13 protein-coding genes are annotated in these 15,652 nt (G+C 54.3%); 4 read left to right on the top strand and 9 right to left on the bottom strand.

Features of this window, described 5'->3' with window-relative positions; all coding sequences use genetic code 11:
- Window positions 1-211: 211 nt before the first annotated feature.
- Window positions 212-1,747, top strand: a complete 1,536-nt coding sequence (gene ppx, locus ACFO9Q_RS06310) for an exopolyphosphatase (protein WP_379179858.1) — start codon at window positions 212-214, stop codon at window positions 1,745-1,747.
- Window positions 1,748-1,751: 4 nt separating this feature from the next.
- Here the strand turns inward: ppx and ppk1 are convergent, their stop codons facing one another.
- From ppk1 to ACFO9Q_RS06265, 9 genes are all read right to left on the bottom strand, one after another.
- A complete protein-coding gene (gene ppk1 / locus ACFO9Q_RS06305) occupies window positions 1,752-3,809 on the bottom strand; it encodes a polyphosphate kinase 1 (RefSeq protein ID WP_379179856.1) in 2,058 nt (685 codons plus the stop codon).
- Between the two features lie 85 nt (window positions 3,810-3,894).
- Window positions 3,895-4,296 (bottom strand): FxsA family protein, encoded by a 402-nt coding sequence (locus tag ACFO9Q_RS06300; protein WP_379179854.1) that lies wholly within the window; start codon window positions 4,294-4,296, stop codon window positions 3,895-3,897.
- Between the two features lie 19 nt (window positions 4,297-4,315).
- Window positions 4,316-4,846 (bottom strand): acyl-CoA thioesterase, encoded by a 531-nt coding sequence (locus tag ACFO9Q_RS06295; protein ID WP_379179852.1) that lies wholly within the window; start codon window positions 4,844-4,846, stop codon window positions 4,316-4,318.
- 101 nt (window positions 4,847-4,947) lie between these two features.
- Entirely contained in the window at window positions 4,948-6,702 is a 1,755-nt protein-coding gene (gene pyk / locus ACFO9Q_RS06290) for a pyruvate kinase (protein ID WP_379179850.1), read from the bottom strand.
- Between the two features lie 93 nt (window positions 6,703-6,795).
- The gene (locus ACFO9Q_RS06285; RefSeq protein ID WP_379179848.1) at window positions 6,796-7,863 is read right to left on the bottom strand and encodes an acetyl-CoA carboxylase carboxyltransferase subunit alpha; all 1,068 of its coding nucleotides are present in this window, start codon (window positions 7,861-7,863) and stop codon (window positions 6,796-6,798) included.
- A complete protein-coding gene (accD, locus tag ACFO9Q_RS06280; RefSeq protein WP_379179846.1) occupies window positions 7,853-8,731 on the bottom strand; it encodes an acetyl-CoA carboxylase, carboxyltransferase subunit beta in 879 nt (292 codons plus the stop codon). The genes ACFO9Q_RS06285 and accD overlap by 11 nt, the downstream gene beginning before the upstream one ends.
- Window positions 8,732-8,772: 41 nt before the next feature.
- Complete coding sequence (locus tag ACFO9Q_RS06275) at window positions 8,773-8,961, bottom strand: glutamate decarboxylase (protein ID WP_379179844.1); 189 nt, start codon at window positions 8,959-8,961, stop codon at window positions 8,773-8,775.
- 60 nt (window positions 8,962-9,021) lie between these two features.
- Window positions 9,022-9,516 (bottom strand): phosphatidylglycerophosphatase A, encoded by a 495-nt coding sequence (locus tag ACFO9Q_RS06270; protein ID WP_379180598.1) that lies wholly within the window; start codon window positions 9,514-9,516, stop codon window positions 9,022-9,024.
- A gap of 974 nt (window positions 9,517-10,490) precedes the next feature.
- Entirely contained in the window at window positions 10,491-14,156 is a 3,666-nt protein-coding gene (locus ACFO9Q_RS06265; RefSeq protein ID WP_379179842.1) for a DNA polymerase III subunit alpha, read from the bottom strand.
- Window positions 14,157-14,246: 90 nt separating this feature from the next.
- Here ACFO9Q_RS06265 and ACFO9Q_RS06260 point away from each other — a divergent pair, with 90 nt between their 5' ends.
- The 3 genes from ACFO9Q_RS06260 (at window position 14,247) to ACFO9Q_RS06250 (ending at window position 15,638) form a co-directional block, all read left to right on the top strand.
- On the top strand, window positions 14,247-14,672 hold the full coding sequence (locus ACFO9Q_RS06260) for a YtrH family sporulation protein (RefSeq protein ID WP_379179840.1): 426 nt from the start codon (window positions 14,247-14,249) through the stop codon (window positions 14,670-14,672).
- Between the two features lie 6 nt (window positions 14,673-14,678).
- Complete coding sequence (locus tag ACFO9Q_RS06255; protein ID WP_379179838.1) at window positions 14,679-15,194, top strand: hypothetical protein; 516 nt, start codon at window positions 14,679-14,681, stop codon at window positions 15,192-15,194.
- Window positions 15,195-15,338: 144 nt separating this feature from the next.
- Entirely contained in the window at window positions 15,339-15,638 is a 300-nt protein-coding gene (locus ACFO9Q_RS06250; protein ID WP_379179836.1) for a YtpI family protein, read from the top strand.
- Window positions 15,639-15,652 lie beyond the last annotated feature (14 nt).

Here is a 15,652-nt window from a genome sequence, read left to right as displayed (position 1 = left end):
TTTTTTTCGCTTACCTAACCGTGATACCTATTGCGAAGTCCCAGATTGAATGTTTCCCCAACTAGCCCAATTTTAACCTTCCGAACTTATAAGATTATGCAAAAGCGGTCTTCTCCGCAATAAGTCAGCTATTTCTATCAACAACCAAGTTCTGTTACACTATTCGTTAGGCAGACGCTTATTATGGATGAACCGGAGGTCCTTGACTGAAATGATGGAACAGCGCATCGGCATTATAGATATAGGCTCCAACTCCGTTCGGCTCGTCATCTACGAACGGACAGCCAGCGGAGCTCATCGTGTGATTGACGGAAGCAAACGGCCGGTGAGGCTTAGCGAGCGCATTACCGAAGACGGCAGCTTGTCGGAGGAGGCTGTGACTGAACTGCTTGATACGCTGCGGCACTTCGGACTGATATGCGCCCATCACCAGACGGGCCATATTCGAGCGGTCGCAACGGCAGCAGTACGCAACGCAGCCAACCGTGATCAAGTACTGAGCCGAATTCAAGCGGAGAGCGGTCTCGTTATTGAGCTGCTGTCAGGCAAGGACGAAGCGGAATACGGCTTCATTGGCATGATTAACGCAATGGATGTGAAGGACGGCTACCTTATTGATATCGGAGGAGGCAGCACTGAGCTGTCACTGTTCCAAGACCGCAAGCTCGTTCATTCCATCTCCTTCCCGTTCGGCTGTGTCAGCTTGAACCGCCGGTTCGCGGCGAAGGGCATGGTGAGTGACGAGTCAATGCGGGCGCTTGAATCATTAGTGAGCAGCTCGCTGTCCTCCGTCAGCTGGCTCCGCGACTTGCCGGGGCTTCCCCTTATTGGGGTCGGAGGAACCGTCCGCTCCTTAGGGAAGATCTCGCAGGCGGTGACGAAGTATCCTTTTACCCAGACCCATAACTATCCCATTACCGGTGACGCTGTAGACCAGCTGTTCGACCAGCTCCGGAAGCTGCCGCTCGACAAGCGACGCAAGTTCCCAGGCTTGTCCAAGGACCGTACCGATCTAATCGTCCCCGGCCTCGCGGTCCTGCGCGTCATCTACAAGGCCATTCATGCTTCTCATTACAAAATATGCGGAGCCGGGCTGCGCGATGGACTGTTCTACACGACTCGCTTCCCGGACCGACCTAAGCTGTCGGATGTGTTATCCTACAGCCTGCAGAACTTGAGCGCCCTTCATCCAGAAGCGCCCAAGCAGCATGTGTCCCAGGTCAACCGGCTCGGACTGCAGCTCTTCGACTTCCTGCACCCGCTTCGCCAGGACAAGCTCCCCCCTCGGGCAAGAGTGTGGCTGGATACGGCCTCTACTCTATTCCGAATCGGTGCTTCCATTGATTATTACGAGTACAGCAAGCATTCCTTCTACTTGATTACGAACTCCAGATTGAACGGCTTGTCCCACCGGGAGATTCTAATTATAGGAGCGATCGCTTCGTACAAAAGCAAAAATCGGGTTCGTCAGCTCCTTGCCGATTATAAGGAGTTGCTGAACGAAACCGATTATCAAGTCATCTATGAATTAGGAATATTGCTGCATCTAGCCATCGCGCTCGACCGCAGCGAGACGCAAGCAATCGGCAGATTATCGATGGAAGAGGAGGGCAAGCAGCTCCACCTGCTGCCTGTCCGATCTCATGGATCTCTCGCGGTGGAACGGCGGGAGGTCGAAGCTCTCTCGGAGGATTTCTACAAGCTGTGGAGCGTCTCTCCCGTTCTGGCACAGACGGATTATACGTGATTCGTTACTTCTTCCAATTAGCAATATGTCTAGCTTCGAACTGGCTCCGGAACGGCGGCAGATCATTCTCTACCCGGGTGTAACTGCCGCTCGACTGCAGCTCCCTAGCCTTCACATTGTCATTCAAGTTCATCTGCAGCATATTAATGAGTGAACTGCGGAGGCTCGGATCGAACACGGGCGAGATTAACTCAATTCGCCGTGTCAGGTTCCGAGTCATCCAGTCTGCGCTCGACAGATACACTTCCTCTTCTCCTCCATTGCAGAAGTACATAATCCGCGCATGCTCCAGGAAGCGGTCAACGATGGAGATCACTCGTATATTCTCACTGCGCCCCGGCACTCCAGGACGAAGACAGCATACCCCTCTGACGATCAGCTCAATCTGAACCCCAGCCTCGGATGCCTCATACAGCTTGTCGATCATCTCCTGGTTAGACAGGGAGTTCATCTTCGCAATAATTCTCGCCGGCTTGCCTTGAAGCGCATTATCCTTCTCCCGCTCGATGAGCCGGTACAGCTTATCCTTCAGATCCGTAGGCGCAACGCCGAACGCCTTCCAGTCATACGGGGAAGAGTAGCCCGTCACTTCATTGAACAGAGCTGAAGCATCGCCCCCAATGATAGGGTGGGATGTGAACAAGCCAATGTCGGTATACAGCGTTGCTGTGCTGTCATTGTAGTTGCCCGTTCCGACATGCACATAGCGCTTCAGCAGGCCCTGCTCTCTCCGGACAACCAGCAGAATCTTCGCATGCGTCTTCAGCCCTACGAGGCCGTATACGACATGGCAGCCTGCCTTCTCCAGCTGGCGCGCCCAAGCGATGTTGCGTTCCTCATCGAATCTGGCCTTCAGCTCCACGACAACCGTTACTTGCTTGCCTGATTCAGCCGCCTTAGCGAGTGCCTGTACGAGCTTCGATTGGCCGCTGACCCGGTAGAGGGTCATCTTAATCGCGAGCACATCCGGGTCGTAGGCCGCTTGCATGAGGAAGTCTGTCACCGCCTCGAACGCTTCATATGGGTGGTACATGAGAATATCTCGCTCACGGATCACATCGAACATATCATCATTCTCATCGAATTCCTTCGGATAGACCGGCTCGAGCCGCTCATACCGCAGTGAATCATAGCCCGGCAGCGCATGCGCGAACTTCATCAGGAAGCTGAGGTCCAGCGGACCGTCGATCTCAATGAGGTTATCTTGAATCTCGAGCTCTTCCTGCAAGGTCTGCAGGGCATAAGGATGCATCCCCTTGCCAACCTCCAGCCGGACGGGCATTCCCCAGCGCCTGCGCCGCAGCTCCTTCTCAATCTCCTCTAGCAGATCCTCCGCACCTTCCTCGTTCAGCGTCAGGTCTGCATTGCGAGTGAGGCGGAACGGATGGACAGCGAACGGCGTATAGCCGTTGAACAGCGTATGAATATGCTCCTCAATCAGATCCTCTAGCAGGACGAATTCAGACTTCTTGCTGTTGATTCTCCCCGGTACCCGTACGAAGCGGGACAGGATAGAAGGAACTTGTACAATCGCGAAGTAAGGCTCCTCATCCGAGCTGTCATGCTCACGGCGAAGCAGCACAGCTAGGTACAGCTCCTTCGTATGGACGAGCGGGAATGGACGGCTCTGATCGACAGCCATCGGTGTCAGGACGGGGAACACAATCTCGTGAAAATGCTCGGAAACCGCCTTCGTCTGCGTAGCATTGAGCTCATCGATGGAACGAATGCAAATGCCTAACCGCGACAATCCGCGAAGCACCTCCCGATAGGTACGATATTGCTCCGTTACCATCTGGGTCGTTCGCTTAATCAATCTCTTCCATAGGCCGGCTGGTGTATAGCCGGTAAAGTCCGTCTTCGTATAGCCTGCCTTCATCTGATCCTGAATGCCGGCTACACGAACGCTCATGAATTCGTCTAAGTTGCTGGAGACGATGGATAGAAACTTGGCACGTTCAAGCAGTGGAGTGCGAACCTCCTGAGCTTCTTCCAATACGCGTCGGTTGAACTCAATCCAGCTTAAATCCCGGTTAACATAGTGGGACAATTGTTTGGTCATAGTGATTACGGCCTCCCCTGTAGAACCCCATTATGCCTTATATTTATTATTGTCATGTTAAAGGTTTGTAAATATGAGGTAAACATCAGGTTCGACGGATCGTAAACCCTCCGCCTCCACCTCCGCGCATCTTGCGCTCCAGCCACTTCAGCATCAGACCGCGATAGACAGGTCTCGTTCCCGGGAACAAGAAGGTTATTCCGATGAGATCGGTTATAAATCCCGGGAACAGCAGCAATATCCCGCCGACTAGAATACATAACCCGTCCAGCATCGTTCTCCCCGGAATCTGACCTTGCTGCATCTGAAGCTGAGCCGATGCCCATACCTTGCGCCCCTCGGCTAATGAGAGATAGGCGCCGGTGACGCTGATTAAGATGAGAATTAGGAAGGTCGTCCAGCCTCCCAGCCAGTCCCCAACCTGCAAGATTCCCCACAGCTCAATCGTCGGTATGATTAGAAAGGCTGCTAACAGCCACTTGTACATAGCCCATCCTCCATCTCTCTTATGAGTTAATCGTCTCAGGTCCGCCGGTGGCCTCTCCATCCATCAAGCTCTGAAGAAGCTTATACAGCACTGGAATGGAACGGTCCAGACGGGACGGACGCCACTCCTCGTTCACCCACACATGACTCGTTCCGCCTTGAACCAACAGCTCACCTGGCAGCTCCTCGTTCCCGTTCCAGTAACAGTCACCGCTGAGCTGGCTCACGCTCTCCTCTTCCACCCTTCTCACTTGCGATTCGAAGGTCATTCGAAGTGGAGATAATTCCGTAACTCTCGTACAGATGATGACCCTATCATCATATCGAGCCGGCAGCACATACTTGCACCTTAGATCAATGACAGGCAGCAGCAGTCCGCTCTCCTCAATGGATCGATAATTCCAGCCGGCAGCCCTTATCCATTCTGTACGTCCAATCTCGAACCAGGTAACATAATTGCCATGGAATACAACACCCATCCGATCCGTCTCTTGGTATCTTACCCGAAGCGGATGTATGACCCATGGTGAAGCGAGTCTATTGATGGTCAATGAGGTGTCTCCTCCCTTCGTGAATAGGTTAGATAAAAAGCCGTTCATCATGGGATGAACGGCTAATTGGAGAAGGTTGCGTGTTAAAAAAGTGGAGCCTCTTACAGTACCTTGGATTGACCAGAGTAGATGACGCCAGTCTCTCCATAGATCGTAACTTCCATGCCGTCCTTCAGAAGCTCAAGCGCGTTCTGAATGCCAAGAATGACCGGAATGCCCAGGTTAAGTCCGCATACTGCTGCATGGCTTGTAATACCGCCTTGCTCTGTAATAACGGCAGATGCCTTCTCGAAGGCAGGCATATATTCCTTATCCGTAGACACTGTCACTAGAATGGAGCCGCGCTCCATCTTCGCTATTGCTTCTTCCGGTGTACGAGCAACTACAATACGTCCAGTAGCTGTCTGTGAGCCAATGCCTTGGCCTTGGGCCAGCAACTCACCGATATGGTGAATCTTGATCAGGTTGGTCGTACCTGCACGGCCGACTGGAACGCCGGCTGTAATGACGACCGTATCACCCAGGCTGAGGATTCCTGTAGTCATTGCACCGTTAACGGCGGTCTCGAACATCTCATCCGTCGTATTCGCATCCGCGCCAAGCACAGGCGTTACGCCCCAGATCAGAGCAAGACGACGCATAACCTTCACGTCTGATGTAATTGCGATAATCGGTGACTTCGGACGGTACTTCGACACCATACGAGCGGTGAAGCCGCTCTGAGTGGAAGTAATAATCGCCTTCGCCTTCAGATCAAGTGCAGTATTCGCTACAGATTGGCTGACTGCTTCCGTAACGGAAGTCTGCTGCGCACTTGCTTGCTTCTTGAAGATCTCACGGTATTCCAATGCTGACTCTGCACGAGTAGCAATGCGTGACATCGTAAGGACGGATTCCACCGGATACTTCCCTGCAGCAGTCTCGCCGGACAGCATGATCGCATCGGTGCCGTCGAAGATCGCATTCGCCACGTCACTTGCTTCTGCGCGTGTTGGACGCGGGTTGCGCTGCATGGAATCAAGCATCTGTGTAGCTGTAATGACTGGCTTACCCGCACGGTTACACTTGCGAATCATATCCTTCTGTACGAGAGGAACCTCTTCAGCAGGAATCTCGACGCCCAAGTCTCCACGTGCGACCATCAGGCCGTCGGATACTTCAAGGATCTCGTCCAGATTGTCTACGCCTTGTTGATTCTCGATCTTCGAGATGATCTGAATGTGGGATGCGTTGTGACGCTCCAGCAGCTCACGAATCTCCAGTACGTCGCTAGCCTTACGAACGAAGGAAGCTGCGATGAAGTCGATGCCTTGCTCGATACCGAAGACGATATCATTCGCATCCTTCTCGGTAATACCAGGAAGGGAGATGTGAACGCCTGGTGCGTTAACCCCCTTCTTGCTCTTGATCTGGCCGGAGTTGACGATGCGGCACTTGATCTCCGTACCTTGAACATCCTCAACGGTCAGACCGATCAAGCCGTCATCAATTAGGATTGTTGAGCCGACATTCACGTCCTGTGGAAGGTTCGCGTATGTGACAGGTATACGGTTAATATCACCAAGAATCTCTTCTGTTGTCAGCGTAATGAATTGTCCAGCTTCCAGCTCAATCGGCTCTTCTTTTAGCTTGCCAAGGCGAATCTCTGGGCCTTTGGTATCGAGTAGAATCGCTACGTTGCTGCCAAGCTCTTCGTTCGCTTGACGAATATTTTTAATTCGGTTGCCATGCTCTTCGAAGTCGCCGTGTGAGAAGTTCAGTCGAGCAACGTTCATTCCTGCATGAATTAGTTTTTTTGTGTTCTCAAGCGACTCGCTTGATGGACCGATTGTACATACGATTTTAGTTTTGCGCATAGTAGGTTTCCTCCGATTAATGCTTCTGTGTTCATCTCATACTTACTCATCATACACCCTTATTGATTCGCTTAGAGGCTGGGCTTGTCCATCCTAAGCTTGTGCTGGCTGCGTAACTTCTTTCTGTGCAGGTTCTGAGACTGGCTCGGAATCAGCTGGAACTGCAGCAGGCTGCAGCTCGGCTTCTTCCATCTTAGGCTCGACATGAGCGGTACGGAACTCGCCAATCTTCCGGAATTTATCATAACGGTCCTGAATCAGCTCTTCCGATGTCATGTTCATGAGCGGCTCAAGGTGCCGCCATATCGCTTCCTTAATATGCTCAGCTTGCATCGCCATATCACGATGTGCTCCGCCTTGCGGTTCGGGAATGATATCTTCAATCACACCGAATTCCAGCAGATCTTTTGCCGTAATTTTCATAGCTTCTGCAGCAAGGTCTGCCTTCGAAGCATCCTTCCATAGAATGGAGGCTGCTCCATTGGGAGAGATGACCGAATAGATGGCATTCTCCAGCATGAGAACACGATTGCCCACACCAAGCGCAAGTGCACCTCCGCTACCGCCTTCACCGATAACGACGCAGATGATCGGCACGCCGAATCCGGCCATCTCCCTTAGATTGCGGGCGATCGCCTCCGATTGACCGCGCTTCTCCGCGGTATCCCCGGGATAAGCACCCTTGGTATCAATGAAGGTAACGATCGGACGGTTGAACTTGTCAGCTTGCTGCATTAGCCGAAGCGCCTTGCGGAATCCCTCTGGATGCGGACTGCCGAAGAACCGAGCGATGTTATCTCTCGTATCCTTGCCTCGCTGATGCCCGATAACGGTGACGGGCACGCCGTTCAGCTTCGCAAGACCACCCACTATAGCCAGATCATCGGCAAACAACCGGTCTCCATGAAGCTCAAGGAAATCGGTGAATACCGCTCCGATGAAGTCTAATGAGGTTGGCCTGCTGTGATGGCGTGCCACATGCATTCTCTGGGCTGGGGTCAGCTCGCTGTACAGCTCTTCCTGAAGCTGCTTACAGCGCTCTTCAAGCCGAAGAATCTCCTCCGTGAAGTCAATACCCTTCTCCTCGGCAATCTTCTTCAGCTCTGTAATCTTGCTGCGCATATCGTGCAGCGGTTTCTCAAAGGGCAGCTCACCCGCCATGGGACAATCCCTCCCTTACGGTATGCATATCAAGCAGCTTAGTCAGTGTCGGCTTCATATCCTTGCGGTGAACGACCTTATCCAGCTGTCCATGCTGAAGATTGAACTCAGCCGTCTGGAAGTTGTCCGGAAGCTTCTGCCGGATGGTCTGTTCAATAACGATGCGGCCAGCGAAGCCCACTACAGCACCAGGCTCGGCCAAGTTATAATCTCCGAGACTCGCGAATGAAGCCGATACACCGCCCATCGTGGGGTCGGTGAACACGGAAATAAACAAACCGCCTCCGCCTTGGAACTTAGCAAGTGCTGCGCTTGTCTTCGCCATCTGCATTAAGCTTAGTATGCTCTCTTGCATCCGGGCGCCGCCCGAAGTAGAGAAAATAAGAATAGGCAAGCTCTTCGCCATTGCTGCTTCGATTGCTCTTGTTATCTTCTCCCCAACGACGGAGCCCATGCTCCCGCTGAAGAAGTCGAAGCTCATAACCGCAACAACGACAGGGTACCCGCCAATCGTGCCTTCACCGGTAATAACGGCATCGCGAAGTCCGGAATTCTTCTTCTGCTGCTCCAGCTTATTCGCATAGCCTGGGAAGGTCAGCGGATCTTCGGATTCCAGATCGGCGTCGTACTCATACAAACGCCCGTCATCGAGCGTCATTCCGATCCGTTCCCACGCACTTAATCGGAAATGATGGCCGCATGACGAGCACACCTTCAGGTTCTTATCCAATTCTTTGCTGTACTGAATGGTGCCGCATTTGGAGCACTTATTCATCAGTCCCTCAGGAATGTCCCGCTTCGGACGATCTTGGGATGCTGAAGGAATGGTAGCGTACTTCTTCTTGTAAAATAAGTCCTTAATCTGCACGTGTGACACCTCTCAAGGGCGCAATAGTATGGGGCTGTTCCTCAGGATTGAATAATGGAATTGAACACTTCCTGTATCTCTTCCAGTTCACCGGACGGAACTAATATCTCATATTGTTGTTTGGAGAGATTAACCGCTCGAATCTTCACCAGGAAGCCTTCCTCGGTTAGGCGCTTCTTAATGCTCTCCGCGAATCTCGCTGATGGAGCGATATAAATGACCGTCCACATGAAAATGGTACCCCCTAAACTCTCGGTAACAGGCCATATGATGTCATAATGATACCATAGTCATGGGGAATCGGGCAAATCATACCGGATAGCCTTAGGGTCCTGATGAGCAATGCGAGCCGATGCAGCCGCAGCCACGCCAGCAACGAGGTCATCCAGGAACACATGAATCCTCTCGCCCTTCAGGTTAAGCTGCTTAATAATGCCCGGCTTGACCTTGTCCAGATAGCCGAAGGAAGTCAGGCCTATCATCCCATACACATGCGTAATGCCGAGCGCCAGCGTCTCATCTACCCCGTACAACGATTCATCATTCTCCATAATGGCCTGCAGTGGTTCGGGAAGCAGTCTTCGCTCCGCCAGCTCATCAAGCGCTATCCCCGTATACAATACATATTGAACTTCCCGCTTGCCTAGCACCGTCCGCACACTGTCCAAGCATTCCTCAATAGTCAAGTCCCCATTATAGGGTCTCTGCAGCGTATACACGATCTCTGCTATATCCTCTACCTTGACGCCGCGCTTCATGAGCCAGTTCTCGATGCCAGATGTCATAAGCTTCCCCTCCTGATCCGCCTGGCGAGCAGGCTGCAGCGGCAGGCGCTGCCTTAGGGCGGCGCGTATGCCGAATCTGCTTGTATCACCAAGTGTATGCGGCCATTCCTTAGAATGTGCATACGAACTTGACAAGCCTAGGTCAGGAGCAGCACTGGGGAAGCCGCCGGCGCTGGGCTGGGCGCGTCTGGCGCTTGGCGCGGTAGTGCGTGGCGCTTGGCGCGTCTGGCGATTCGTGCGGTAGTGCATGGCGCTTGGCGCGGCAGTACATGACGCTTGGCGCGTCTGGCGCTTCGCGCGGCAGTGCGTGGCGATTGATGCGGCAGTACATGACGCTTGGCGCGTCTGGCGCTTGGCGCGGCAGTACATGACGCTTGGCGCGTCTGGCGCTTCGCGCGGCAGTACGTGGCGCTTGGTGCGTCTGGCGCTTGGCGCGCGGCTTCTGGTGCTGGGATCCGGCATTTCAACAGTGCGTGACGCTTGGCGCGGGCCTTAGTTAGAAAATAGTAGCATATGAATCAAGGTTAATGTTTGACGCTTCGATCGCTTATGTCGGGACGGAACTCAGAGACCTTATTTGAACCGAAAACTGCTTAATTTGGAGGTCTAGCGGAACTGCAAGCCCTTATTTACCTGTAAAAGTGGATTTTACCTTCATCGTTTGCCCAATAAGGCTATTAGTTCCGTTAGCCTCGAAAATGATGCCCAGATGGCCGAATAAGGGCTGTTGGTTCCGCTAGCATCTATTCTGTTGAAACTTCACCATAGGTGACAGTTGCTAAGTTAGCATTCTATAGCGTCTGGTAATTCAACAATGAGGCTACCTGACGCGGCGATGGGGAGCTCTGGTGCTGGGACCAGGACAGCAGCAATTCGCGGCGCTCAGAGCGGAGACTCTAGTGCTGGAATCCAGTACTTCAGAGCTCTGTCGCTTGGCGCGGAGCCCTAGTGCTGAAGAGCTGGGCTCGGCAGCGTTACTTCACGGCGGCTGAGCCGCTGCCGAACAGCTGCTCAATCGCCGAGAATAGCTGCGGCGATGGCTTCACGTTGAAGCTGTCGCTCAGCGCCAGCGTCCGTTGCTCGCGCTCGTAGAACAGAACGGTGCCAAGCGGCCCCGGATGTTCGGCGAGCAGCGCCTTCAGTCTGGCGAGCGCGGCCGGCTGCTCCCGCGCCGCCGCGATCTTGATGTACACCCGCTGCCGCTTCCGCTCAGCGGGTGCCTTGCCCGGCGCCGCCGCAGCCGCAGGCGGCGCTGCCCCGGGGCCGGGCCGTGCCGGCTTCGCCGCTGGCACGGCAGGCCCTGCCTGCGGCTGCGCCAGGCCGGCCCGCTTCGCGGGGCCGGCGGGCCCAGCCGCAGGCTTCGCGGCTGCGCCGCGGGCTGCGCGCGCGTGCGCTTGGCGCTGCAGCCGCCGGACCTGCCCGGGCAGGTCAAGGTCCGTGCGGCCTATAGGGACAACGTCTTCGACAATGAGCTTGAAGTCGTCGTCCCCTTGCTGGACGGTGGCCTGGATGATCGCCAGGCCGCCCTTCTCAATCTTATCCTGGCATCGCCGCCAGGTGGACGGGAACACCACGGCCTCAACTCGTATAATGCGGTCCTCGACTTCAAGGAAGCCCATCGCATCCCCCTTCTTGCTCGTGAATGGCTTCAGGGATACGATCATGACGCCTAGTATAGCAACTGTCCCGTCCGGCGCCTCAGCCAGCTCCACCAGCCGGTCCAGCTGCAGCGACTCAAGCTCCGGAGCTGCCGCATCCAGAGGATGGCCGGACAGGTAGAGGCCGAGCAGCTCCCGCTCGAGATCAAGCACTTGGGTAGTGGTGAACGGCATAATCTCCGGCAGCTCTACATCCCAGTTCTGCACCTCGTCGAAGCCGAACAGCTCGATCTGCAGCTCCTCCCGCTCCTTGCGCCATCTGAGGGCGGCTTCCACGGTCTCCTCGAGCGCGCCGAGCTGCTGAGCGCGATGGCCGGGCAAGGAATCCAGCGCCCCTGCCTGTATCAGCGACTCCAGCACCCGCTTGTTCACGACTCTTAAGTCTACCCTGCGGCACAAGTCCAGGAGACTGACGAACAGTCCTTCCTGCCTCTCCTTCAGCAGCGCCTCGATCGCATGGGTGCCGACATTCTTGACCGCAGCTAGTCCGAAGCGTACGCCGCCCTCCTTGGGAGCGAACGACACCTCGCTCTCATTCACATCAGGTGGCTGGACGGCGATGCCCATTCTCCGGCATTCATCTACATACTCGGCCGTCTTGCGCTGATTGCCTACGACTGAAGCGAGCATGGAAGCCATGAAGGGAACCGGGTAATGAGTCTTCAGCCAGGCGGTCTGGAAGGCTAATACTCCATAGGCAGCAGCATGGGCGCGCGGGAAGCCGTAGTCAGCGAATCGTACGATCATATCATATACATGATTCGCCTCTTCGGCTGTGAAGCCTTGCCCTAATGATCCGTGGACGAAGTGCTCCCGCTCCTTGTCCAGCACTTCACGCTTCTTCTTCGACACGGCCCTGCGGAGCAGGTCGGCTTCCCCAAGAGAGAAGCCCGCCATCGTCGACGCAATCTGCATAATCTGCTCTTGATAGACGATAATGCCGTAGGTGTCACTCAGGATAGGCTCCAGAGCAGGGTGCGGATACTCTACCGCAAGCTGTCCATGCTTGCCGCCGATATACTTCGAGATGAATTCCATAGGACCTGGTCGGTACAGGGCCAATACTGATACGATATCCTCGAACTCCGTCGGCTTCAGGTCACGGAGCACACGGCGCATGCCGGAGGACTCCAGCTGGAAGATGCCCGTCGTGTCCCCCCTGCCAAGCATCCGGTAGGTCTCCTCATCATGATCTGGAATCGTACGGAAGTCGATGTCCCGTCCATGCTGTACCTTCACCCATTGAAGCGTACGCTCCAGGATTGATAACGTACGCAGGCCGAGGAAGTCCATCTTGAGCAGTCCGACTGCTTCCAAGCTCTCCATAGGATATTGGGTTAGCGCGCTGCGCTCCCCACCAGCCTGCAGAGGGACATAATGCGTCAACGGCTCTTCCGAGATGACGACTCCTGCGGCATGAGTAGAGGCATGGCGAGGCATACCCTCCACCTTCAGTGCCATCTTCATCATCGCACCAGTCTTGGGCTGGCGTTCACAAGCGTCCCTAAGCTCCTGACTCTGTGACAGCGCCCCCGCAAGCGTAATGCCAAGCTGGGCGGGAATAAGCTTCGCCGCACGATCAACCTCGGCATAGGGCACGTTCATCGCCCTTCCCACATCGCGAAGCGCTGCCTTCGCGGCCATCGTCCCGAATGTAATAATCTGAGCAACATGGTCTTCCCCATACTTCGCTCCAACGTATGCAATTACTTCATCCCGTCGTTCATCATTGAAGTCGATATCGATATCCGGCATCGATATCCTCTCGGGATTGAGGAATCGCTCGAACAGCAGCTTGTACTTCAGCGGATCCACATCGGTAATTCTTAGCGTATAAGCAACCAAGCTGCCTGCAGAGGAGCCCCGTCCAGGACCGGTCCGAATGCCTCGCTCATGGGCGAATCGAATGAAGTCCCACACGATGAGGAAATAATCGCTGAAGCCCATCTTCTCAATGACGGACAATTCATAAGCTAGCCGATCCTCGGCTCTCTGTCTATAAGCGAGGTCCTCTGCCCACTCCGGCAGCCCCGCGTACCTTGCAGCCAGCCCGTCTGAACATAGAGCAGCCAGGTAATCCGCGGAGCTCATCCCGCCTGGCACAGGCCGGAATACGGGCAGTGCCGCTCGGCCGAGCGTTAGCTCAAGGCTGCACCTCTCCGCAATAAGCGCGGTGTTGCGAACCGCTTCCGGGACATGGCGGAACAACGCGGACATCTCTTCCTCTGTCTTCAGATACAGCTGATTGGTCATCATCTTCAGCCGGTCTTCATCTTGGGTCGTCTTGCCAGTGCCAATACACAGCAGAATATCCTGGACAGCTGCATCTTCCTCCTGCAGATAGTGCACATCATTCGTTGCAGCGAGCGCGATGCCTGTGTCGCGGGACAACTCAATCATAGCCTTGGCAACCTTCTTCTGCTCCAGCATGCCGTGGTCCTGCAGCTCCAGGAAGTAGTCTTCACCGAAGATCGCCTGGTAACGAAGGGCCGCCGCCTTCGCTTCCTCCGGCTTGTCATGGAGCAGATGCTGCGACACTTCTCCCTTCAAGCAGGAGCTCAGGCAGATCAGTCCTTCCCGATGCTCGGCAAGCACTTCCATATCAATACGAGGCTTGTAATGGAACCCTTCGAGATGTCCGATGGAGCACAGCTTCATGAGATTGCGGTAGCCCGTCTCATTCTTGGCGAGCAGGATCAGATGGTAGGTCGGTTGATCCTTGCGGGCGCCCTTCTCGAAGCGTGAGCCTGCGGTTATATACATCTCGCAGCCGATAATCGGCTTCACTCCATGCTCTATGCATAGCCGGTAGAACGGAATCGCCCCATACATGACGCCATGATCCGTCAAGGCGAGCGACTTCATGCCAAGCTGAGCGGCGCGCTTCACGAGATCGCGAATGCGGGCCGCTCCGTCAAGCAAGCTATATTCACTATGAACGTGCAGATGCACGAATGGTTCGTTCTGTCTTCCTTCGCTCATTCCAACCAACCTCCACCGCTAACAAGCGCTATGCCCCTAGTGTACCACAATCCGGCCGCATGCGAACACCTATTCCCGAAGGAGCCCAGGATGAGTGCTGAACTTTGCTATCATATTCCATCCCTTGACCCCCATAGACTAGTAGAAGCGAAGGACAAGCCGGATTCTAATAAGAGGCAGGTGATTGGAATGAATTACTTCTTAACGAAGGCAGGGCTGGACTTCTTCACTGCATTCGGCGTGGTGCTGGGCGGCGCGATGCTGGCAGGCATCGGATCGATCTTCATGATGCTTCCGCCGACGGCGATGATGCTCGATACAGCTGACCGGTTGAAAATATGGGCCATCGTAGCAGCCATCGGCGGCTCCATCGACCCGGTGCGTGTCATTGAGAGCAACATTAACCTCGGTCATCTATCTCCAGCCTTCCAACAAATCTGTTATATTATTATCGCCTTCCTCGGAGCCCATCTTGCTACTGAACTGGTCAGGCTCATATGCAAGGGAGCGGCATAAGAGACGATGCGAATTCCTCCCTTCTACCGGTATGTGCGGATGATGCAGATGGTTGGAGTGTTGCTGCTGGGCATGATTATTGGAGCGATTATCTACAACACACTGTTCCAGGCCCAGTTCGATGCTCTGCTCAATACGAATATTGGACAAGAGATGCAGCTCATACAGAATGAAGAAGATATCAGATACCTCACCCAGTTCAAGAACAAGCATACGGTCATTAAGAGCATCCTCCCCCGCATTGAGTCTGAGTCGGGACCGAAGGCGGAGAGGCTGGAGCTTAGCCAAGTGAGGCAAGCCGAGTTAATGAAGAGAATTAAGGGAGATCTGAACGTATTCATAGGGAGCAGCATCTACGAGATCGATTCCAATGCGAAGTTCGCCCGTATCCTGCTCGACAGGAAGGTGTATGAGGATGTGCTGGAGAAGAGCTACACGGTTGAAGTGAAGACGATGCTTGTCGTCGACAATGTGCTCCATGTCTGGGTGAAGGTACGGGAATACCAGCGCCCTCCTGGCTAATCTCTGAGGTGTGACTGAGGTGTGACTGAGGTGTTATTGAAGTGTGACTGAAGCGTTACCGTAGCGGCTTCGCCATGAAGGTATTGTCCGCTCGCAATTCATGCTACAATGAGGACAATCTAATATAAGGAGCTGCACAATAGTATGATGTCTAACTTAATCTCCTTCGTGCTTGCACCCGGAATGATCATAGCGTTGCTGTTCACGGTCATCCACTCCCTTCGCGCGAGACGATCGCAGGACCCTCGAGCTAGAGGGCTGTACAGCGCTAGGATGAATGTCAGTATGGGAACGATGCTGCTCTTCATGGCAGCCATTCAACTGTTCCTATCGAATGAGTCGACGCTGCGCATCGTGATGGGGTCCCTATTCCTCGTACTGGGGGTATTCAATATATTCGCAGGCCTGCGCAACTTAAGCCATTATCGTACACTGAAGGGATAACCCAGCGCGGGTTA

This window comes from Paenibacillus sp. GCM10023252, from assembly GCF_042653305.1.
Taxonomy (GTDB): Bacteria; Bacillota; Bacilli; order Paenibacillales; family Paenibacillaceae; genus Pristimantibacillus.
This window is presented reverse-complemented; position numbering and strand designations above follow the sequence as displayed.

What these genes read in the sequence shown, in the direction of transcription:
- ACFO9Q_RS06260 (WP_379179840.1), top strand. Translation starts at nt 14,247, where the DNA reads ATGAGTGCTGAACTTTGCTATCATATTCCATCCCTTGACCCCCATAGA.
- ACFO9Q_RS06265 (WP_379179842.1), bottom strand. Translation starts at nt 14,156, where the DNA reads ATGAGCGAAGGAAGACAGAACGAACCATTCGTGCATCTGCACGTTCAT.
- ACFO9Q_RS06300 (WP_379179854.1), bottom strand. Translation starts at nt 4,296, where the DNA reads ATGTACAAGTGGCTGTTAGCAGCCTTTCTAATCATACCGACGATTGAG.
- ACFO9Q_RS06255 (WP_379179838.1), top strand. Translation starts at nt 14,679, where the DNA reads ATGCGAATTCCTCCCTTCTACCGGTATGTGCGGATGATGCAGATGGTT.
- pyk (WP_379179850.1), bottom strand. Translation starts at nt 6,702, where the DNA reads ATGCGCAAAACTAAAATCGTATGTACAATCGGTCCATCAAGCGAGTCG.
- ACFO9Q_RS06250 (WP_379179836.1), top strand. Translation starts at nt 15,339, where the DNA reads ATGATGTCTAACTTAATCTCCTTCGTGCTTGCACCCGGAATGATCATA.
- ACFO9Q_RS06270 (WP_379180598.1), bottom strand. Translation starts at nt 9,516, where the DNA reads ATGACATCTGGCATCGAGAACTGGCTCATGAAGCGCGGCGTCAAGGTA.
- ACFO9Q_RS06285 (WP_379179848.1), bottom strand. Translation starts at nt 7,863, where the DNA reads ATGGCGGGTGAGCTGCCCTTTGAGAAACCGCTGCACGATATGCGCAGC.
- ppk1 (WP_379179856.1), bottom strand. Translation starts at nt 3,809, where the DNA reads ATGACCAAACAATTGTCCCACTATGTTAACCGGGATTTAAGCTGGATT.
- ACFO9Q_RS06275 (WP_379179844.1), bottom strand. Translation starts at nt 8,961, where the DNA reads ATGTGGACGGTCATTTATATCGCTCCATCAGCGAGATTCGCGGAGAGC.
- ppx (WP_379179858.1), top strand. Translation starts at nt 212, where the DNA reads ATGATGGAACAGCGCATCGGCATTATAGATATAGGCTCCAACTCCGTT.